Below are 20128 nucleotides of genomic sequence, written 5' to 3'. Positions count from 1 at the left end.
CAAACGCCTCAGGCGATGGTGCAGATGGCGGCGCCGGCGGTGATCACCGCGCCGACCTCGGCGGCGAGGCCGCTGACCGTGCCCGCCTTGTGGGCGTGCAACGGCTGCTCCATCTTCATCGCCTCGAGCACCACGACCAGGTCGCCCTCGGCCACGGTGTCCCCGTCGGCGACCGCGATCTTGACGATCGTGCCCTGCATCGGCGAGGTGAGCGCGTCACCGCCCGCCGCCGCACCGGCCGTGGCACCACCGCCCCGACGGGTGGGCTTCTTCGCGGCCGGTGCGGCGCTCGCTGTACCCGCACCGAGCCCGGCGGGGAGGCGCACCTCCAGCCGCTTGCCGCCCACCTCGACCACGATCGTCTCGCGCTCGGCCGGAGCGGCCGGGCCGTCGGCCACTGCGGTGAACGGCGGGACGGTGTTGTCGAACTCGGTCTCTATCCAGCGGGTGTGCACCGCGGACGGCTCGGCGGTGAATGCCGGGTCGCGGACCACCAGGCGATGGAACGGCAGCGCGGTGGCCATCCCCTCGATCACTATCTCGTCCAGGGCGCGCCGGGCCCGCTCCAACGCCTCGATGCGGGTCTCCCCGGTGATGATGACCTTGGCGAGCAGGCTGTCGAAATTGCCGCCGATCACGTCGCCGGCCGAGATACCGGTGTCCACCCGTACGCCGGGACCGGTCGGCAGGCGCAGGGCGGTCACCGTGCCGGGAGCGGGCAGGAAGCCCCGGCCCGGGTCCTCGCCGTTGATCCGGAACTCGATGGAGTGCCCGCGCGGCGTCGGGTCCTCGGTGAGCCGCAGCTTCTCGCCGTCGGCGATGCGGAACTGCTCGCGTACCAGGTCGATGCCGGCGGTCTCCTCGGTCACCGGGTGCTCCACCTGGAGCCGGGTGTTGACCTCCAGGAAGGAGATGGTGCCGTCGTTGCCGACCAGGTACTCCACCGTGCCCGCGCCGTGGTAACCGGCCTCCCGGCAGATCGCCTTCGCGCTCTCGTGGATCTGCGTCCGCTGCTCGGCGCTGAGGAACGGCGCCGGTGCCTCCTCGACCAGCTTCTGGTGCCGGCGCTGCAACGAGCAGTCCCGGGTGCCGGCGACGATCACGTTGCCGTGCTGGTCGGCCAAAACCTGCGCCTCGACGTGGCGCGGCTGGTCGAGGTACCGCTCGACGAAGCACTCGCCCCGGCCGAAGGCGGCGACCGCCTCGCGGGTGGCCGACTCGAACAGGTGCGGGATCTCCTCCATGGTGCGGGCCACCTTCAGGCCGCGCCCGCCGCCGCCGAAGGCAGCCTTGATCGCCACCGGCAGTCCGTGGTCGACGGCGAAGGCCATCACCTCGTCCGGGCTGCCCACCGGGTCGGGGGTGCCGGGCACCAGGGGAGCGCCGGCCCGCTGGGCGATGTGCCGGGCGGTGATTTTGTCACCGAGGTCGCGGATCGCCTGCGGGGTGGGCCCGATCCAGGTCAGGCGTGCGTCGATGACCGCCTGGGCGAAGTCGGCGTTCTCGGAGAGGAAGCCGTACCCGGGGTGCACCGCGTCGACACCGACACGGGCAGCGACGTCGATAAGTTTGTCGATACGGAGGTAGGTATTCGCAGCGGTGTCGCCGTCCAGGGCGTACGCTTCGTCGGCGAGCATGGCGTGCAGGGCATCCCGGTCCGAGTCCGCGTACACCGCGACACTGCCCAGGCCGGCGTCCTGGCAGGCGCGGATGACCCGGACGGCGATCTCGCCCCGGTTGGCGATGAGTACCTTGCGCACCTTGGGCTCCTCCTGGCGGGTTACTGACCGGGAGTTTATAGCTCACCGTGGTGCCCCGAACGATCGCTCAGTGTGGGATGACGCACTGTCTGGCCAGGTCGTGGGCGGCGTGGTGTCGTACCCATGTGGTGGAGTGCCGTGACGATGGTGGCCGGAGTGCGGCCATGAGCGGGGAGCGGAAATGATCGAGACCAGAGGGCTGCGGAAGTCGTTCCGCAGCCGGGCCGGTCGGGAGACGAAGACCGTCGAGGCGGTACGCGGCGTCGACCTGGACGTCCCGGCCGGTGAGATATTCGGGTTCCTGGGCCCGAACGGCGCCGGCAAGACCACCACGTTGCGGATGCTGGCGACACTGATCGAGCCGGACGGCGGCCAGGCCACCATCGCCGGTGCCGATCTGCTCAAGAACCCGGGCGAGGTGCGCCGACGGATCGGCTACGTCGCCCAGGGCGGCAGCACCTGGGACGAGTCGACCGCCCGCGAGGAGCTGGTGCTCCAGGCCCGGATGTACGGCATCGGCAAGGCCGAGGCCCAGCGTCGGGCGGTACGCGCGCTGGAGGCGTTCCAGCTCACCGAGTTCGCCGACCGCAAGTGCAAGACCTACTCCGGTGGGCAGCGGCGGCGGGTCGAGATCGCGCTCGGCATCATCCACGAGCCGAAGATCGTCTTCCTGGACGAGCCCACCACCGGCCTCGACCCGCAGAGCCGGGCACACATGTGGGACGAGATCCGGCGACTGCGGACCGACGGGATGACCGTCTTCATCACCACCCACTACCTCGACGAAGCCGACGCGCTCTGCGACCGCATCGCGATCATGGACCACGGCGAGGTGGTCGTCGAGGGCACGCCGACCGACCTCAAGCGGGAGATCTCCGGTGACGTGGTGCTGGTCGGCCTCGACATCGTGGCCACCGGCGAGGCGGAGAAGCTGCTCGACGGCGAGGAGTACGTGAACCGGCTGGAGAGCCTGGAGGAGGGGGGCCTGCGCCTGTTCGTCGACGACGGCGCGACGGCCATGCCGCAGATCCTGCGCCGTGTCGACAGCGCCGGTCTCGACCTCAAGTCGATCGAGCTGCACCGTCCGAGCCTCGACGACGTCTTCCTCACGAAGACCGGCCGCTCGCTGCGCGAGTCCTGACCCGACCAGGAGATAGTCCCATGAAACTCGCCCGCGACACCTGGCTGATCTTCCAGCGGCAGTTCCATCTGCTGCTGCGCAACCCCGTGTGGGTCTTCGTCGGCGTCTTCCAGCCGGTGATGTATCTGCTCCTGTTCGCCCCGCTGCTCAAGCCTGCGCTGAACGCGCCGACCCAGGCCGAGGCGTACAAGATCTTCGTGCCCGGCCTGCTGGTGCTGCTGGCCATCTTCGGCGGCCTGTTCCAGGGCTTCGGCCTGATCGCGGAGCTGCGCGCCGGCGTGATCGAGCGTTCCCGGGTCACCCCGGTCAGCCGGCTCGCCCTGCTGCTCGGCCGCTCGCTGCGCGACGTGGTGTCCCTGATGGTGCAGGCGGTCATCATCACCCTCCTGGCGCTCCTGTTCGACCTGCGGGTCTTCATCGGCGACCTGCTGCTGGCGTACCTCATGCTCGCCCTGATCGCGCTGATGACCTCGGCGGTCAGCTACGGCGTCGCGCTCAAGGTGAAGAGCGAGGACGCCCTGGCTCCGCTGATGAACACGGTCGCCCAGCCGGTGCTGCTGCTCTCCGGCATCCTGCTCCCGCTCGCCTTCGCCCCCGGCTGGTTGCAGGGCGTCGCCAAGTGGAATCCGTTCTCCTGGGCGGTGGACGGCACCCGCGCGCTGTTCAACGGCGACATCGGCAACGACCGGGTCTGGCAGGGGCTGACCATCATCGCGATCCTCGCCACCGCCGGGGTCTATTGGGCGGCCCGCCAGTTCGCCCGCAGCGTCCGGTGACGGAGTCGGTGAAAGGAAGGGCACCTTATTAACGCCTGCGGTAGAGCAGGGGCCCCGTGTTAACGGCCCGCAGGTAGGCCCTGTCGACGCCCGTCGACCGTCGGGCACCGGCACCGGTCTGAGCCCCTGGCAACAGGGGGACGACCGGTGCCGATGAGGCGGTCAGTGCACCCGGGCGAGAGTCAGGCCGTCTGCGATCGGCAACATCACCGCGTCCACCCGCACGTCGGCGAGGACGTATTCGTTGAACGCGGCGATCGCCCGGTCGGCCTCGCTCTCCGGTGCCACCACCCGCCCGTGCCGCAGCACGTTGTCGACGGCGATCACGCCACCCGGCCGCATCCGGGGCACCAACTCGTTCCAGTACAGCGGATAGCTGGTCTTGTCGGCGTCGATGAAGGCGAAGTCCAGGTGCCGCTCGTGCGGCAGCTCGCGCAGCGTCTCCCCGGCCGGGCCGATGCGCAGCTCGATCCGGTCGTCGACACCGGCTCGCGCCCAGTACCGGCGCGCGATGCCGGTGTACTCCTCGGAGATGTCGAAGCAGGTCAGCCGCCCGCCGTCGGCGAGGCCCCGGGCGATCGCCAGCGAGGATAGCCCGGTGAACGTGCCCACCTCCACCGCGTTGCGTACGCCGAGCAGCCGGGTCAGGAACGTCAGGAAGGCGGCCTGCTCCGGCGCCACCTGCATGGAAGCGTGCTCCGGCAGGACGGCGAGCGTCTCCTCGGCCAGGTCGCGGACGATCTCGTCCGGCGGCGAGCCGTGCGCCACGAGGTACGCGTGCAGCTCATCGGTGAGCGGAATCGACTTGAGCGTCATGCCCGGACGCTAGCCGAGCGGCTCGACAATCTGATTGCCGGGCGCGACTTTTGTCCACAGATCGGTGATCCGCAGGTCCAGTTCGGCGAGCAGTCGCCGCAGCAACGGCATGGACAACCCGACCACGGTGCCCGGATCGCCCTCGATCCGCTCCACGAACGCCCCGCCCAACCCGTCGATCGTGAACGCGCCGGCCACCGCGAGCGGCTCACCGGTGGCCACGTAGGTGGCGATCTCCTGGTTACTGATATTGGCGAAGTGCACCACCGTGGAGGCCACCGCCTCGGCCCGACGTCCGCCCACGATGTCGATCAGACAGTGGCCGCTGTGCAGCACACCGCTGCGCCCCCGCATCCGCTCCCAGCGCCGGGTGGCATCGGCCGCGTCATCGGGCTTGCCGAAAGTCTCGCCATCGAAGGCGAGCACCGAATCGCAGCCCAGCACCAGCGTCCGCTGGTCGTCGCCGGGCTGCAACCGGGTCAGCACGGCCTGCGCCTTGAGTCGGGCCAACTCCAGGCAGAGATCCTCCGCCCGATCGGTCACCACCTGACTCTCGTCGACGCCACTGACCAGCACGTCCGGCTCTATGCCGGCGGCCTGGAGAGTCTTACGGCGGGCAGGGCTCGCCGAGGCGAGCACGAGGCGGAGCGGAAGCACATCAGGCACGCGGACGACGGTACCGGCTGACAGGCGACTGATCTTCTGCCACGCCGCTCTCTCTGCCGACCAGCCCCGGGGGCGGCCTGGCCCGGCGCTACCGTGTCTAACGGCAGCAACCGGGTCGACCGCCCCGGGGCTGGGTGCCGAAAGGTCAGGTCCCGGTCGCCCACCCAGAACCTGGCCCTGGGATCATGTGGGGATCGCTCGAAGCTGTGGCAGCGTGGCGACTGCGAGTGGCCAGCTCGTGTTCTTGGCGGCCTCTGCCTCGATCCAGGCCCGGTCGAGCGGCTCCGAGATGAGCCAGCCGGCGCCCTCAAATGGAGCGTTCAGCCATGCCTCGTAATTCTTCACCTGGTCACCGTTGTAGGCGGTGCACTCGTACCTATTGCGAGGCGGCATTCAAAGGTTGGGTACCGCTAACAGCCGACCGAGAATCGGCATCGCGCGGAACGCCTCGGCGCGCGTGGCGTTGATCCGACGTAACTGGATAGGTGTCGTTGATCTTTCAGAGGTGTTTGGCCGGGGTGGGTCGTTGACCGTTCGTGCCCGCCGATCCTTCGCAGCCGTCGTATGAGCAGCTGCTTGCGCTGAACGCGGACCTGTTCGCCCGGTTGGATCAGGCGCTCGGGCGGATCGCGGAGCTGGAGGCTGACCTCAGTACGGCGAAGTGCCGGATCGCTGATCTGGAAGCCCAGCTGAAGCAGTCGTCGAAGAACTCCTCGAAACCGCCGTCGACGGACGGGCTGGCCAAGCCGGCACCCAAATCTTTGCGCGGTAGGTCCGGGCGGGGGCCGGGGCGCCCGGCCGGGCAGCCCGGCGCCACTCTGGAGCAGGTCGCCGACCCCGACGTCATCGTGCGGCACACCCCCGAGGTGTGCGCGGGCTGCGACAACGATCTGGCCGGCGCGGCCGAAGTGTCCGTGACCCGGCGGCAGGTGTTCGACATTCCGGAACCGACGGTCGTGGTGACCGAGCATCAGATCGTCACCCTCGCCTGCCCGTGTGGACATCGCACCACCGGCATCGGGCCCGCCGAGGCCACCGCGCCTGCCGTGTACGGGCCGCGGATCGCCGCGATCGGGGTCTACCTGTTGCACGGGCAGTTCCTGTCGATCGGCCGTACCGCCGACGCGCTGCGGGACCTGTTCGGCCTGCCGGTCGCGGCGGCCACGGTCACCGCCTGGGTCAAACGCACCGCCCTCGGCATCATCGAGCAGGTGCTGCCGGTGATCCGCGACCGGATCCGGCAGGCGCCGGTCGTGCACTTCGACGAGACCGGGATGCGCGTCGAAGGCCGTCTGGCCTGGCTGCACTCCGCGTCCACCGGCACCGACGTGCTCCTCACGGCGCACCGCAGACGCGGCGCCGCCGCCATTGACGACGCCGGTGTCCTGCCCGGCTTCACCGGTGTCGCCGTGCACGACGCGTGGGCGCCATACGACACCTACACCAGCGCCAACCACGCCCTGTGCAACGCCCACGTGCTGCGTGAACTGGTCTACGTCACCGACACCGCCACCGGCCCCACCGCCGACCTCGCCACCCAAGCCATCAACGCGCTGCGCCGGCTCAACCGCCTGGCCGACGACGCCCACACCGGGCAGGACACAGCGAACCCGGACGCCCTACGCGAGCAGCAGTACCTGCTGCGCTCCGCCGTCGTGCTCGGCGCGCAGGCCACCGCCGGCCGCGACGGCAAACTCCAGCGCAAACACCACGCCCTGTTCGTCCGGCTCCGCGACCGCCGCGACGACTACCTACGATTCGTCACCGACCCGGCCGTCCCCTTCGACAACAACGCCGCCGAACAGACCATCCGTATGCCGAAACTACGGATCAAGGTCTCCGGAAGCATGCGCACCATGACCGGCGCCGAACACTTCGCCGCCATCCGCAGCTACACCGCCACCGCCATCCGCCAAGGCAACAACATGCTCGACGCCCTGATCCAAGCCGTCACCGGAAACCCCTGGATCCCCGCCACCACCTGAGCAAATCGGCGTACACGCATACCCGATGTTCCAGCACCTATCCAGTTACGATCCGACGGCCATGCAGAGTCCCGAGCGCCTCCGCCATCGGCCCGAAATGGTTGAGAATGGGTTGCGATGCGTGTGCTCGGAGAGCATCAAGCTTGGTGGACCAGTGGATGCTGACGTCAATGATGGTTGGCAGGTCTAGCGGACGCCCGTGCTGGTCCAGGCTGTTGTAGCCGTCGCCGTGGTAGGCCCGTGTCGGAATCCCGGTGCTGATGACGACGTCGGGTAATGAGCCATTCCGCGTAACGGGCTGTGACGTTGCGTAGTGCCCGCTTTCAGGTGGTCCGGGCGTGTTCGGTGTGGAGGATCAGACCCCTTGAGGTGAGTCGGGGGTCGGTTGTCCACTCTGGTCGATTGGCTGACATGATCATGGGGTGTCGTCCGTCCCGCAGGTCCCGCTCTTGTACGAGGATCTGGTCGCGATGCTGGTTGAGCTGCGGGAACGGGTTGATCGGTTGGAAGCCGAGAACGCTGAACTGAAACGCCGGTTGGGGATGAACTCCTCGAGCTCGTCGAGGCCTCCCTCGTTGGACGGTCCGGGCCGTCCGGCCCGGCAGCCGGGTAAAGGCAGTGGGCGGCGGCGGGGCAAGCAGCCGGGAGCGCCGGGATGGACCCTCGAACTGGTCGCGGATCCGGATGAGGTCATCGAGCACCGGCCACAGCGGTGTGGCCATCCGGGTTGTGGGGCTCCGCTGGGTGATGGGCGTGAGTACGGGCGGCAGCGCCGGCAGGTGATCGAGCTGCCCGAGCGGCGGTCGGTGGTCGTTGAGCACCAACTGGTCGCGGTTGAGTGCGGCGGGTGCGGGCAGGTCAGCGAGCCGGTGGCGCCCGGCGGGGTGTCCGGGCGGGTGCAGTACGGCGCCGTGCTCGAACAACTCTTCACCACCGGACCATGGCTACCCGAACCGGCAATATCAAGCTGAATACGTACCTATCCAGTTACCTCCGCAGTTCGTTCAGCGACTAATGCGAGGCGGCGGGTCATCAGACCGTCTGCGGTGCCGGACGATCAGCGCCCAACAGCCGCCAGCCGCCAGCAAAACGGCGAGAGTAGCCATCCCGCGGACCGTCGCGGTGTCGTTCTCGTCGGCTTCCGGCCCCTCAGCCTCCGTCGTGCGCTGACCAGTCCCGGTCTGCGGCGTCGACTCGAAACCCCTGGGCGGTACGTCTGCCGTCAGCGCCGCCACCAGATCGATCACGCCGTAGCCGTACTGGTCGTCCCGCCCGGGAGGCCCCTTGTCAATCGCGGTCGCCGTCAACCGATGCGCCACCTCGTCCGCCGGCAGATACGGATACTTGGCCCGAACCAAAGCCGCCGCCCCAGCCACAATGGCGGTAGCTCCGGAGGTGCCCGTTCCTACCCGGTATCCGCCGTCAAAGTTGGTGCTGAAAATTTCGACTGCCGGTGCAACGACGTCGATTTCGCGTCCAGACACTGAAACCTCAGATCGCACGCCTCTTTGGTCGACTCCGCCTACGGCGACTACGTCTGGATAGGCTGCAGGGAAGCCCACAGCCTGGTCGTCTGGCGCATTGCCTGCGGCCGCCACTATTACAACGTCTGCTTGCTTCGCCGACTGAATTGCCTCCTGAAGGCCAACATCCGGGCCGCCGGTGGAAGAGATGCTTATGACATCGGCGCCGTTGCTGACTGCATAGTCGATCGCGCGAGCCAGATCGCGAGCCGTGCCCTCTTGCCCAGCTGACTTGAAGCGGACCGGAAGGATCTCGGCATCGGGCGCAATTCCGAGTGTGCCTCGATTCGAGGACTGGCCATGTGATGCGATTAAGCCTGCCATTGCCGTTCCGTGGCCATCCGCATCCTGCCAACCGTTCCTGGTGCTATCCGCGAGAAGGTCTACGCCGGGCAGCAGGTTCCTGCGGAGATCTAGGTGAGGTGCAACGCCAGTATCCAGTATGGCAACTACAATCCCTTTTCCTCGGCTGGTCGCATGCGCTTCGCTGACGACAAGGTAGTCAAGGTGGCGCTGCAGCTTTCGGATCTGACCGGCGTCTGGCTCCGGAGGGCGAACCAGCATGTGGCTAGGTGCTGGTGTAGAGGTCGTGGCAAGTAGCAGCGCCGCCAACATGGCCCGGCTGCATAAGCTCACCGATTCAGGCCAATGGCTGGTCCGGGATCGATAGGTCCGTCGTCATCTGGCGGCCTTACAACAGGGCTAACACCCTGGTCAATTTCCCAGGGGTGTTCTGGGTCCCAGCGGCGTGGCTGCTTTGGCTCGGAGTCGGGCTGGCCCGAGCGTTCAGGCGACCCGTGAGATCCGCGCGCAATCGAGACCCCCGAGTGTGGAGAGCCGCCAAATGGTGGGAATGCGTGACCGGTGCCTAGCCCCCTGCCGCTACCGGGGCGAGAGCCCGCTCCGCCGGTGGGTGCCGTGCCGGCTGCGCCACCCCCAATCACGCCGCCAATTGGATTCACTGTGCGCGGTTGACCGGTTCCTGCTGCGGTCTGACCGATGCCAGATAATGGAGGTCCACCAATTATTCCACCGGGCGGCATCAGGCGTGGTGTCGAGCTTGGTCTGCCTGCTTCCGGTTGTTTTGCTTGGCCAGGTTGTATGTGCCTTTGCTCCGAGGCGAGGTGGCGTGTGACGAAGGACGCTGAGGGCATCGACTGAACGTTTATGCCAGGGGCGGCTGCTGGCGTTGTGGACGGTGGCATTGGGTTTGCCGGAGTGGGGGCCGGGTTGGCGTTGCCTAGCACCGGACCCAGGTTAATGCCTGTGGGGGTCACCGCCGACTGCGAGAGCCGGGCTTGCCGGATGGTGCCCGGTGTATTTGATAGGCGTGCTGGCACAGGGACGATGGGCGGAATTACAGGTAAGGGGGTGCCATCGCCTACTTGGACCTCAGAAGTTGTCTGGTCCCTCGCTGGCTGCCTACGAATTGCTGGCGGAGGTTGGCGGAGGGTTACTTGGGCCTGTTGGAGGTCGCTGCTCAGGCCGTACATGATGCCGCGTGCCTTGACGTTCAACTGTTCCAGGTCGGCGTCGGTCACCGGCGGTTGGCTGGTGCGGCTGCCGGCGACGGCTTTGGGGTCGGCGGCTGTCTGTTCCCATCCGCGCTTCCGTTGGAGCTTGTCCGCGTACTCGTCGTGGATTTTCTTGAGTTCGGTGCGGGTGCTGGTGAGGGCCTGGGTGGCGGCGGCGAGTGCGCTCTGGTTGGCGCTGGCGGCGTCGTGGGTGCGTTGCACCTGCGCGATCAGGTCGTCCAACTCGGCGAGGTAGGCGCGGGCGGCCTCGTTGGTCTCGGGTGGCCATGCCGGGGCGAGGCGCTGGCGGTACGTCCGGAGGCGGTGGAGGTGCTGGTCGGCCAACTCGGAGATCTTGCGCCAGCCGGCGACGTGCCGCCAGTGGTTGTCGGGGTCATGGTCCTGTAGGCACGCCCACATGTCGGCCACGTTCATCAGGTACCAGTCGGTGAGGCCGCCGCTGCGGCCGACTCCGGGGTCTCTCACGGGAGCGTCACCGGCCCGTCGTTGTCGGGGCCGGTCGGATTGGTGAGCGACGGCGAGGGTGTGGGCTGGGCGGGTACGTCTCCCGGTCGCCCGAGCGCGTGCTGGACGTCGGCGACGCGGGCTGCGGAGAACGCGTCGGTGTCGGCGTACCGGTCGGCCACCTGTCTGGCGGCGTGCGCCAGGTGGCCGGTGGTGTGGCCGTGGCCCCAGACGGCGTTCGTGGTGGCCTGTTGGGTCTCCCAGTGTGCCTGCATGAACTGCACCAACTCGATGAAGGCGTCCGCCGGGTTGGGCACCTTCGCCAGCATGTCGTCCGCGATGCGTGGCAGGTGTGGCGCATAGTTGCCGTCCACCTCGGCGCGGAGCATGTCGGCGAATTCCCGCATCTGGCGGATGTCCGCCTCGACGCCGCGGTGGCCGCGTGACCAGGACGCCTGTCGATCATCCTCAGGGATCATCGACCCTCCAAACTGTAACGGCCCGGTTCCCCTCTGTGAGGCTAATCCTTGAGCGCCTCCCCGGCAGCCCCGGTCGCCGTCCGTAGCCGTGCCGGTCCGCGCCGGGCCGCGTCAGCGGGGCAGACCGGAGGCGCGCCAGGCGCCGCTGCCCGGCAAGAGTGCGGCACCCACGGGTCGGCCGCTGCGGGCCCAGGCCGAGACCGGGGCGGTGGCGGGCGCGGGTGCCGGGCGGGAGCGTACGACGATCGCGCCCACCAGCGCGGCCAGGTCCTCGGCGGTCGGCACGCCGCGGACGACCCGGAACAGCGGCTCCTCGACAGACATGGGCCCAGCGTACGCGCTGTGAGCTCGACCTCCGTCATACGGTGGCGTGCCGACGGTGTGAGCGTCAGGGCTGCCGGGTACCGTCTCAGCGATGTCTGACGCTTCCCCCCAACTCGTCGCCGACCGGTACCGGCTCATCTCGCCGCTCGGTCAGGGCGGCATGGGTCGGGTATGGAAGGCGCGCGACGAGGTGCTGCACCGCGACGTCGCCATCAAGGAGTTGGTCCCGCCACCGGGCCTGACCACCGACGAGCGCCGTGAGATGCGCGAACGCTCGCTGCGGGAGGCGCGCGCCATCGCCCGCCTCAACAACATCAACGTGGTACGCATCTTCGACGTGCTCCGCACCGACGGTGACCCGTGGATCGTGATGGAGTACGTGGCGTCACGCTCGTTGCAGGACACCCTCGCCGAGGACGGTCCGGTGCCGGCGGCCCAGGCGGTGCAGATCGGGCTGGGCGTGCTCAACGCCCTGAAGGCGGCGCACAAGGCCGGCATCATGCACCGCGACGTCAAGCCCGGCAACGTGCTGCTCGGCACTGACGGTCGGGTGGTGCTGACCGACTTCGGCCTGGCCACGATCCCCGGCGACCCCAACGTCACGCGCACCGGCATGGTGCTCGGCTCTCCGGCGTACATCGCGCCCGAGCGCGCCCGGGACGGCACCGCCGGCCCGGAGGCGGACCTGTGGTCGCTGGGTGCCACGCTCTACGCCGCCGTGGAGGGCAAGTCGCCGTTCGCGCGACCGTCGGCGATCAGCACGCTGGCCGCGCTCGCCACCGAACCGGTGCCGCCGGCCCGTAACGCCGGGCCGCTCAAGCAGGTGCTGGCCGGGCTGCTGCGCAAGAACCCCGAGGAGCGGATCACCGCCGAGTCTGCCGAGCGGATGCTGCGGCGGGCCAGTGGTCGGCGGAGTCGGGGCATCTCGCTGCTCGACGGCGTACGCCGGCCAGGGCCGAACGGGCCGCGTGAGCCCCGTCAGCCGCTGGTGCCCGCGCCCCGCCCGTCGGGAGAGCAGCCCACCCCGCCGGTCGCCCCGCCCGTGCCCCGTACGCCACCGGCCGTCGGGCCACTCGCGGCGGGTGCCGCAGCGGCCGGTGCGGCCAGCTCCGGTCCCTCAGGCTCCGGTCCGGATCCGGCGACCGGGAAGCCGCCGGTCTCCGACGCCGCGCCGACGGCGAAGGTCGCGGCGCCCACGGGCGCGGACGCCGATCCGACCACGAAGGTGGACGCTGGTCCGGACGCGGACCCGACGACGAAGGTGGACGCGGCGTCGACCGCTGCCGGGGCCGCCGGTGCGGAGTCGGCGTCGAGCACGGATGCGGCGTCGTCCGTGTCGGACACCGGCCCGGCTGCCGGGTCCGACGCGTCCGCCACGGACACCGCGACGAGCCGCGACGACGACTCGGCCGACCAGGCCGATGAGGGCACCACCACGGCCGGTACGCCGACGACCCCGGACGGGTCCGACGCGACCGTTTTGTCCGCCACCACCAGCGGGTCAGCCACTGCCTCGGCCGACGACACCAAGGTCGACGGTCCCGCTGTGGAGGCGACCGCCAAGGCCGACGCCAGTGCGGGCGGCACGCCTGACCGGTCCGACTCGGGCGAGCCGACCCGGCGGGTCGACCCACCGGCTCCCGCGAAGGACGCCACCCGGGTCGCGCCCGCTTCGACCTCGCTGATGCCGTCGGCACCGGTGAGCCCGGCGGCACCGGCTCGCGGTTCGGTCTTCAAGACCGGCCAACTGCGATCCGAGCGCACTCGTCGTGCCGTGCTGGTCGGCGCGCTGGTCGCCCTGCTGCTCGTCGGCTTGGTGGTGGCGGTCCCGCTGCTCACCAGCGGTGACGGCGAGGACGGGAGCACCCCGCAGGACACGGCCGGGACGTCCGAGTCGTCCGCGCCGCCGACCTCCGCGCCGGCCGTGCCACCACCGACCTCCGCCGCACCGCCCAGCGCCTCCCCGTCGCCCACCCCGTCCGAGAGCGCGGCGGGCAGCCTGCCCGAGGGCTGGACGATGCGGAACGACCCGGTGGGCTTCAAGGTCGCGGTGCCGGACGGCTGGCGGCGTAGCGCGGGTGGCACCTGGGTCAAGTACCGCGATCCGGACGGTGTCAGCGAGCTGACGATCGACCGCACCGACCGGCCGCAGCGGGATGCGGCTGCCGCCTGGCGGGCCATCGAACCGGGCCGGAAGAACGTCCGTGGCGTGCAGGGATACCGGCGGATTGACATCTCCACCATCGACTGCAAGTGGCGGACCTGCGCCGACTGGGACTGGTACCAGACCCGCAACGGGGTTGAGCTGCGGGTGCGCAACCGAGGCTTCGTCACCGCCAGCAACCGGGGCTTCGCCCTGCGCTGGGAGGTGCCGAACAGCGAGTGGAACGCGCAGTTGCCGAACTTCGAGACGCTGTTCCGGGAGTTCGTGCCGGACCGCGAGGACTGAGCGAGGCATGACCTTCCGTCGCTCGGGGTACCTGATCTCGAAGGATGGAAGGGCGGCCCGAGATGGGTCACCGACCAAGGGATGCCCGACCCCGACTGGCACTGTGGACGATCGCGATGGTGGGTGTCGACGTACCCGTGACACTCGCCGCGCGGCCGCGGGCCTGAACCGGCGGTAGTCGCGCTACGGCGGCGGGCCGACGTCCCGATCAACTCGGTGGACGTCGACCCGCCGTCGTGACGTGTCTCAGGCGGTGTTGTTGGCCAGGGCGATCGGCCGGCTACGGTTACCGTTCCAGTGGTTGCGGTCGGCCGCGCCGCTGATGCCGGCGACGCTGCCCGAGTCGGTGTACTGCCAGAAGCTCCAGAACGGGGCGCCGGCCGGCAGCGCCCCGACCGAGGAGGACCAGCGGGCCGCCCAGAGTGGGTGGTTGTTCCACGGGCCGGTCCAACTGCCGGTGCACTGGTTCCAGAAGCTGGTGGTGGTGTAGATGACCGCGTAGCGGCCGGTACGCGAGCGGTAGGTGTTCAGGAAGTCCTGCACCCAGTTGCGCATCGCGGTGGTACTCAGGCCGTAGCAGTAGCCGCCGCTGTACGGGTTCGCCTCCAGGTCCAGCGCCGCCGGGAGGGTACGGCTGTCGGCCGACCACGCGCCGTCGATAGACAATCATCTTTGGAGGTGAATGCCCGCCAAAGCAAGAGAGGCTAAGGAAACTTTCTATGCGGGACGGGTCAACGCAGGGTGGCCGGGTCGACCTGCCAGCGGAAGGGCTCGGTGAGAGTGAGCGTCTCGCCAGCCTTGGCCACCCGGTCCTCGACGTAGTGGTCGCCGTCGAGCCGGTGCAACCGTAGCGAATGCGTCTCGCCGTCCTGCTCGACCAGCAGGTACCAGGGGATCCGGGCGATCGCGTAGAGCTGCATCTTGAGCACCCGGTCCGCAGCGGCGTTACCGGGTGAGACGATCTCGCACACAAGCGTCACCTCCCCCGCTTCGATCACCGTGCCCTCGTCGTCGGTGTCCGCCACGACGACGTCAGGGATCGCGATCCGGTCCGGTCCGAGACGAAGGTTGACCGCCTCGAAGACCGTCGGGCCCGTCGGCTCGACCGCCGCGTCGATGCTGTTCGCCAACCGGCGCGACACCAGTTGGTGTCGCTTGCTCGGGGCAGGGCTCACGATCAGGCTCCCGTCGAGCAGCTCGATCCGGTCGTGGGTGTCGCCCATGGCGAAGTAGTCGGCCTCCGTCCAGAGGCCGACATGGGGTTCCAGGGGAGCCGCGCTCACCGCCGTTCACCTCCGATCACCACCCGGTCAGTCTCACACGATACGGGCGGGTGTCCCGGCACCGACGCCGAAGCAGACGGCCCGCCCTGGGGCCGACCCGGCCTGCGGGCGTAGGCTGCCGCCCCATGGTGTCGATCGAGGGCATGACCGCGTTCTGGGACCGTCTGCTCGGCGCACAGCCCGACCCGCCTCCGCTGCTGGTGCTGCTGACCGGCCTGGTCGCGCTGGTGGTGGTCAGCACCCGGTTGCCCTGGCGGATCGCCCGCAACGCGATCACGATCGCGCACGAGGGCGGTCACGCGCTGGCCGCCGTGCTCACCGGACGCAGGCTGCACGGCATCCGGTTGCACTCGGACACGTCGGGCCTGACGCTGACGGCCGGGCGTCCCACCGGACCGGGCATGGTGCTCACCCTGCTCGCCGGTTACCTGGCCCCGCCGCTGGTCGGCCTGGGCGGGGCGTGGCTGCTCGCTGGGAACCGGATCACGCTGCTGCTCTGGCTCGCGGTGGTCCTGCTGCTGGCGATGCTGATCATGATCCGCAACGTGTACGGGGCGCTCACCCTTGTGGTCACCGGTGGCGCGGTGCTCGCGATCTCCTGGTACGCCAGCCCGCAGGTGCAGGCCGCCTTCGCCTGGACCGGCGTGTGGTTCCTGCTGCTCGGCGGCGTACGCCCGGTGGTGGAGTTGCAGCGGCTGCGGACCCGGCGCGGGATGCCGGCCTCCGACGCCGACCAGTTGGCGGGCATCACGCCGCTGCCGCCGTTCTTCTGGGTGCTCCTCTTCGGCATCGTCAACGTCGTCGTGCTGCTGGTGGGCGGCCGGATGCTGGCCGGCCCGCTGCTGACCGACGCCGGCATCGTCCCCTGGTGAGCGCCGCGGATGTTAGGAAGGGTCCCCTGCTATACACCAGGCGATAGCAGGGGACCCTTCCTTTCATCTCACCCCTACAGCGGGATGTTGCCGTGCTTCTTGGGCGGGAGCGTCTCGCGCTTGGTGCGCAGGACCCGCAGGGCGCGGACGATCTGGGTCCGCGTCTCGTGCGGCGGGATCACCGCGTCCATGTACCCTCGCTCGGCGGCGACGTACGGGTTGGCCAGGGTGTCCTCGTACTCGGCGATCTTCTCGGCGCGGACCGCGGCCGGGTCCTCGGCGGCGGCCAGCTCCTGCCGGTAGAGGATGTTCACCGCACCCTGGGCGCCCATCACCGCGATCTGCGCGGTCGGCCACGCGAAGTTGAGGTCCGCCCCCAGGTGCTTGGAACCCATCACGTCGTACGCCCCGCCGTACGCCTTGCGGATGATCACGGTGACCTTCGGCACGGTGGCCTCGGCGTACGCGTAGATGAGCTTCGCGCCCCGGCGGATGATGCCGTCCCACTCCTGACCGGTGCCGGGCAGGAACCCGGGTACGTCCACGAAGGTCAGCACCGGGATGTTGAAGGCGTCGCAGGTACGCACGAACCGGGCCGCCTTCTCGCTGGCCGCGATGTCCAGCGTGCCGGCGAAGTGCATCGGCTGGTTGGCGACCACGCCCACCGGACGGCCCTCGACCCGGCCGAAGCCGACCACCATGTTCTGCGCGTAGAGCGGCTGGACCTCCAGGAACTCACCGTCGTCGAGGACGTGTTCGAGCACCCGGCGCATGTCGTACGGCTGGTTGGCCGAGTCCGGGATGAGCGTGTCGAGTTCCCGGTCCGCGTCGGTGACGGACAGCTCCGCCGGGGCGTCGAAGACCGGCGGCTCGTCCAGGTTGTTGGCGGGCAGGTGGGACAGCAACGCCTTGACGTAGTCGACCGCGTCGGACTCGTCGGAGGCGAGGTAGTGCGCGTTGCCGCTGCGGGTGTTGTGGGTGCGGGCCCCGCCGAGGTCCTCCATGCCCACGTCCTCACCGGTGACCGTCTTGATCACGTCCGGACCGGTGATGAACATGTGCGAGGTCTGGTCGACCATCACGGTGAAGTCGGTGACCGCCGGGGAGTAGACCGCCCCACCGGCGCACGGGCCCATGATGAGCGAGATCTGCGGGATCACGCCGCTGGCCCGTACGTTGCGGAAGAAGATCTCGCCGTAGAGGCCGAGCGACACCACACCCTCCTGGATGCGGGCGCCACCGGAGTCGTTGATGCCGACGACCGGGCAACCGATCTTCATGGCCAGGTCCATCACCTTGACGATCTTCTGCCCGAAGACCTCGCCGAGGGAGCCGCCGAAGACCGTGAAGTCCTGGGCGAAGACACAGATCTGCCGGCCGTCGACGGTGCCGTAACCGGTGATCACGCCGTCGCCGTACGGGCGGGAGCGGTCCAGGCCGAAGTGGGTGGACCGGTGCCGGGCGAACTCGTCCAGCTCGACGAAGGAGCCCTCGTCGAGCAGCATCTCGATCCGCTCCCGGGCGGTCTTCTTGCCCCGGGCGTGCTGCTTTTCGACCGCGCGGGCCGACCCGGCGTGTACCGCCTCGTCGACCCGTCGCTCCAGGTCCGCCAGCTTGCCCGCGGTGCTGTGGATGTTGGTCCCGGTCTCGGTAGTCACCCTGGGAATATAACGATGGTTCAGGTCACCGCCGCTGTGCAGTTCGCCTCACCGGTGGCCCGTAGGCTGGCCCGATGCCGGATTCGCCGTACACCGACCTCGATCGTCCGCCGCTGTCGGCGGCCCGGCTGCGCCGGGCGTTGGTGACGCCGTACGGCCCGTGGGCGCGTCTGGACCTCCGTGCCGAGACCGGTTCCACGAACGCCGACGTCGCCGAGGCCGCCCGGACGGGGGAGCCGGAGGGTCTCGTCGTGGTCGCCGAGCAGCAGAGCGCCGGGCGGGGGCGGCGCGGGCGGGCCTGGCAGTCACCGCCGCGCGCCGGCATCGCGACCAGCGTGCTGCTGCGGCCCGGCCGGGCCGTGCCGGACCGCGCCTGGTCTCCGGCGCCACCGTCCGGGTACGGCTGGCTGCCGCTGCTGGCCGGTGTCGCGCTGGTCGAGGCGGTGACCCGGCTGGCGGAGCTGGACGCCACGCTCAAGTGGCCGAACGACCTGCTGATCGGGGACGCCAAGTGCGCCGGGATCCTCGCCGAGGCGGCGCCCGGACCCGGTCCGGACGATCCGCCCGCGATCGTGCTCGGTGTCGGGCTGAACGTCACGCTGCGCGCTGACGAGCTGCCGGAGCATCCGACCGGCCTGCCGGCCACCTCGCTGCAACTGGCCGGCGCGGCGGCCACCGACCGGGATCCGCTGCTGCGGGCCCTGCTCCGGGCGATCGCCGACTGGTACGCCCGCTGGCGTGCCGCCGGTGGGGACGCGGCCGCCTGTGGTCTGCGGGACGCGTACCTGGCGGTGTGCGGCACCGTGGGCCGCGAGGTGCGGGCCTTCCTGCCCGACGGCACGGAGCTCACCGGCATCGCCACCGGGGTGGACCTCGACGGTCGGCTTCTGGTCACCACCGCCGCCGGGGAACGGCCCCTGGCCGCCGCCGACCTCCTCCACCTGCGCTGATTCCGCGCCGGCACGGACCGGGGCGACGCACGCCGTCGGGGTCGGCCGCGTGGCGGATGTGAGGGGGTGGCGCCGGGGGGTTACGGTCTGCGCGTCCGTTCCTGCGAGGAGGTTTCCGTGGCGTTCCCCGAGGACGTGCTCACCGAAGACGAGCACGTCGTGCTGCACCTGCATCCGCACTGGAAGACGATGGTCCGTCCGGTGGTGGTGCTGGTGCTCGCCATCGCCGCGGTGGCGGCCGGTGTGCTGTTCCTGCCTACCGGTGGGGGCGGCTCGATCACGCTCGCCGTGATCGGTGGCCTGGCGCTGCTGGCCGTGCTGGTGCTGGCGGTCTGGCCGTGGATCGGTTGGCGCACCACGCACTACCTGTTCACCAACGAGCGGGTGGTGCTCCAGCACGGCGTCTTCTCCCGTGAGCGGCGGGACATCCCGCTCAGCCGGGTCAACGACCACTCGATGAACCAGCAGTTCGTCGGGCGGCTGCTCGGCTACGGCACGCTCACCATCGAGTCGGCCGGTGAACGCGGACAGTCCGTGCTTCCCGACGTGCCGAAGGTGGACCGGGTGCAGACGAAGCTCTACGAACTCGTCGAGGCGTTCCACGACAAGCACTCGCTCGGCGACGGCGAACTGCGCGAGATCCTCGCCGAGCGGGACAACAAGAGCGGCGGCCTCTGAGCTGCCCCAGGCGGTCCGTGACCGGACGGCATGAAGAACGCCCGTCGGCGAGTGCCGGCGGGCGTTCTCGTCGTCCGGTCAGCGGCGCCGGAACCGGCGTGGCGCGGGAGCAGGCTGGAGCTGGGCCAACTCGTCCTCCAGTTCCCTGTCCAGCGCCGCGAGCTCGGCCTCGCTGGTCATCGGCGTCGGCCGGGACTGCACCGCCAGGGGAGGAACGGGTGGCGGCGCGGCCGGTGGTTCCTCCTCCTCCAACTCCGTCATGGCCTCGGCGAGCTCGGCCACCGGGTCCATCTCGGCCATCGTGTCCCACTCGTCGCGTGGCAACCCGGCCAGGGTCTGCGTGGGCTCGACCGCCGGTGCGGGCTGGAAGACGAAGGTGCGGTACGACCAGAAGCGGAACAGGGTCGCCAGCACCACACCGACGGTCTTGGCGACGTTCAGGGCGAGCAGGCCGGTGACGCCCAGCCCGTACTTGGCGGCGGCCAGCACACCCAGCTCGATCAGCAGGCCCACGCCGTTGAAGAGGAAGAACAGGGCGTACTCGCGCTGCATGGCCGATTTTGGACGATCACGGTACGTCCAGTGTCGATTCATCAGGTAAGACGTGATCGTGGCCACCACGGTGGCCACGACGGTCGCCTTCAACTGTCCATCGACGAATACGGTGAGTGCGAGCGCGTTGAACACGGCGTAGTTGATGACCGTGTTGACGCCGCCGACCAGGCCGAACTTGAGCGCCTCGTGGATGAACTTCTGCCAGCGCTCAGGCAGCAGACGGACGAGAGGCAT

General features: G+C 69.6%; 19 protein-coding genes and 1 pseudogene. 9 read left to right on the top strand and 11 right to left on the bottom strand.

What is annotated here, in order from left to right:
* Nucleotides 1-8: 8 nt before the first annotated feature.
* Nucleotides 9-1760, bottom strand: a complete 1752-nt coding sequence (locus tag ID554_RS08655; protein ID WP_117228707.1) for an acetyl/propionyl/methylcrotonyl-CoA carboxylase subunit alpha — start codon at nt 1758-1760, stop codon at nt 9-11.
* 181 nt (nt 1761-1941) lie between these two features.
* Between ID554_RS08655 and ID554_RS08650 the strand changes: the two genes are divergently transcribed.
* Together ID554_RS08650 and ID554_RS08645 are read left to right on the top strand one after the other, a co-directional pair.
* Nucleotides 1942-2901, top strand: coding sequence for an ATP-binding cassette domain-containing protein (locus ID554_RS08650; RefSeq protein WP_117228708.1), 960 nt, complete (start codon nt 1942-1944; stop codon nt 2899-2901).
* A gap of 20 nt (nt 2902-2921) precedes the next feature.
* A complete protein-coding gene (locus ID554_RS08645) occupies nt 2922-3677 on the top strand; it encodes an ABC transporter permease (RefSeq protein ID WP_117228709.1) in 756 nt (251 codons plus the stop codon).
* A 162-nt stretch (nt 3678-3839) separates the two neighbouring features.
* On the opposite strand, the gene ID554_RS08640 is transcribed toward ID554_RS08645, so the two are convergent.
* The 3 genes from ID554_RS08640 to ID554_RS08630 form a co-directional block, all read right to left on the bottom strand.
* Entirely contained in the window at nt 3840-4493 is a 654-nt protein-coding gene (locus ID554_RS08640) for an O-methyltransferase (RefSeq protein ID WP_117228710.1), read from the bottom strand.
* A 9-nt stretch (nt 4494-4502) separates the two neighbouring features.
* Entirely contained in the window at nt 4503-5159 is a 657-nt protein-coding gene (locus ID554_RS08635; RefSeq protein ID WP_117228711.1) for a Maf family protein, read from the bottom strand.
* Nucleotides 5160-5342: 183 nt separating this feature from the next.
* Nucleotides 5343-5504, bottom strand: coding sequence for a hypothetical protein (locus ID554_RS08630; protein ID WP_158573753.1), 162 nt, complete (start codon nt 5502-5504; stop codon nt 5343-5345).
* 191 nt (nt 5505-5695) lie between these two features.
* Here ID554_RS08630 and tnpC point away from each other — a divergent pair, with 191 nt between their 5' ends.
* Together tnpC and ID554_RS08620 are read left to right on the top strand one after the other, a co-directional pair.
* Complete coding sequence (gene tnpC / locus ID554_RS08625) at nt 5696-7144, top strand: IS66 family transposase (RefSeq protein WP_191088556.1); 1449 nt, start codon at nt 5696-5698, stop codon at nt 7142-7144.
* A 422-nt stretch (nt 7145-7566) separates the two neighbouring features.
* On the top strand, nt 7567-8115 hold the full coding sequence (locus ID554_RS08620) for a DUF6444 domain-containing protein (RefSeq protein ID WP_117230422.1): 549 nt from the start codon (nt 7567-7569) through the stop codon (nt 8113-8115).
* Nucleotides 8116-8148: 33 nt separating this feature from the next.
* Here ID554_RS08620 and mycP read toward each other — a convergent pair whose 3' ends face one another.
* The gene (mycP, locus tag ID554_RS08615) at nt 8149-9282 is read right to left on the bottom strand and encodes a type VII secretion-associated serine protease mycosin (protein ID WP_396888489.1); all 1134 of its coding nucleotides are present in this window, start codon (nt 9280-9282) and stop codon (nt 8149-8151) included.
* A gap of 842 nt (nt 9283-10124) precedes the next feature.
* Between mycP and ID554_RS32735 the strand changes: the two genes are divergently transcribed.
* Complete coding sequence (locus ID554_RS32735; protein ID WP_158573817.1) at nt 10125-10589, top strand: hypothetical protein; 465 nt, start codon at nt 10125-10127, stop codon at nt 10587-10589.
* A gap of 74 nt (nt 10590-10663) precedes the next feature.
* Here the strand turns inward: ID554_RS32735 and ID554_RS08605 are convergent, their stop codons facing one another.
* Both ID554_RS08605 and ID554_RS08600 read right to left on the bottom strand, forming a co-directional pair.
* Nucleotides 10664-11125 carry a hypothetical protein gene (locus tag ID554_RS08605; protein WP_117230420.1) on the bottom strand — a complete coding sequence of 154 codons (462 nt, stop codon included), beginning with the start codon at nt 11123-11125 and terminating at the stop codon, nt 10664-10666.
* A 111-nt stretch (nt 11126-11236) separates the two neighbouring features.
* Nucleotides 11237-11449 carry an acyl-CoA carboxylase subunit epsilon gene (locus ID554_RS08600; protein WP_117230419.1) on the bottom strand — a complete coding sequence of 71 codons (213 nt, stop codon included), beginning with the start codon at nt 11447-11449 and terminating at the stop codon, nt 11237-11239.
* A gap of 91 nt (nt 11450-11540) precedes the next feature.
* Here ID554_RS08600 and ID554_RS32730 point away from each other — a divergent pair, with 91 nt between their 5' ends.
* Nucleotides 11541-13898 (top strand): serine/threonine-protein kinase, encoded by a 2358-nt coding sequence (locus tag ID554_RS32730; protein ID WP_117230418.1) that lies wholly within the window; start codon nt 11541-11543, stop codon nt 13896-13898.
* Nucleotides 13899-14144: 246 nt separating this feature from the next.
* On the opposite strand, the pseudogene ID554_RS08590 reads toward ID554_RS32730, so the two are convergent.
* Together ID554_RS08590 and ID554_RS08585 are read right to left on the bottom strand one after the other, a co-directional pair.
* A pseudogene (locus tag ID554_RS08590) lies at nt 14145-14552 on the bottom strand (GH25 family lysozyme); the annotation flags it as partial.
* A gap of 77 nt (nt 14553-14629) precedes the next feature.
* Nucleotides 14630-15181 carry a Uma2 family endonuclease gene (locus tag ID554_RS08585; protein WP_223884494.1) on the bottom strand — a complete coding sequence of 184 codons (552 nt, stop codon included), beginning with the start codon at nt 15179-15181 and terminating at the stop codon, nt 14630-14632.
* A 125-nt stretch (nt 15182-15306) separates the two neighbouring features.
* On the opposite strand from ID554_RS08585, the gene ID554_RS08580 reads away from it, so the two are divergent.
* Nucleotides 15307-16053, top strand: a complete 747-nt coding sequence (locus ID554_RS08580; RefSeq protein ID WP_117230417.1) for a M50 family metallopeptidase — start codon at nt 15307-15309, stop codon at nt 16051-16053.
* A gap of 74 nt (nt 16054-16127) precedes the next feature.
* On the opposite strand, the gene ID554_RS08575 is transcribed toward ID554_RS08580, so the two are convergent.
* Nucleotides 16128-17711, bottom strand: a complete 1584-nt coding sequence (locus tag ID554_RS08575) for an acyl-CoA carboxylase subunit beta (RefSeq protein ID WP_117230416.1) — start codon at nt 17709-17711, stop codon at nt 16128-16130.
* A gap of 74 nt (nt 17712-17785) precedes the next feature.
* On the opposite strand from ID554_RS08575, the gene ID554_RS08570 reads away from it, so the two are divergent.
* Both ID554_RS08570 and ID554_RS08565 read left to right on the top strand, forming a co-directional pair.
* A complete protein-coding gene (locus tag ID554_RS08570; RefSeq protein WP_117230415.1) occupies nt 17786-18661 on the top strand; it encodes a biotin--[acetyl-CoA-carboxylase] ligase in 876 nt (291 codons plus the stop codon).
* Nucleotides 18662-18778: 117 nt separating this feature from the next.
* Nucleotides 18779-19339 carry a PH domain-containing protein gene (locus ID554_RS08565; RefSeq protein ID WP_117230414.1) on the top strand — a complete coding sequence of 187 codons (561 nt, stop codon included), beginning with the start codon at nt 18779-18781 and terminating at the stop codon, nt 19337-19339.
* 78 nt (nt 19340-19417) lie between these two features.
* Here ID554_RS08565 and ID554_RS08560 read toward each other — a convergent pair whose 3' ends face one another.
* The gene (locus ID554_RS08560) at nt 19418-20128 is read right to left on the bottom strand and encodes a GtrA family protein (RefSeq protein ID WP_117230413.1); all 711 of its coding nucleotides are present in this window, start codon (nt 20126-20128) and stop codon (nt 19418-19420) included.

Source organism: Micromonospora craniellae, assembly GCF_014764405.1.
GTDB lineage: Bacteria > Actinomycetota > Actinomycetes > Mycobacteriales > Micromonosporaceae > Micromonospora > Micromonospora craniellae.
Note: the sequence above shows the minus strand (reverse complement) of the source record. Positions and strands in the feature narration are given on the sequence as shown.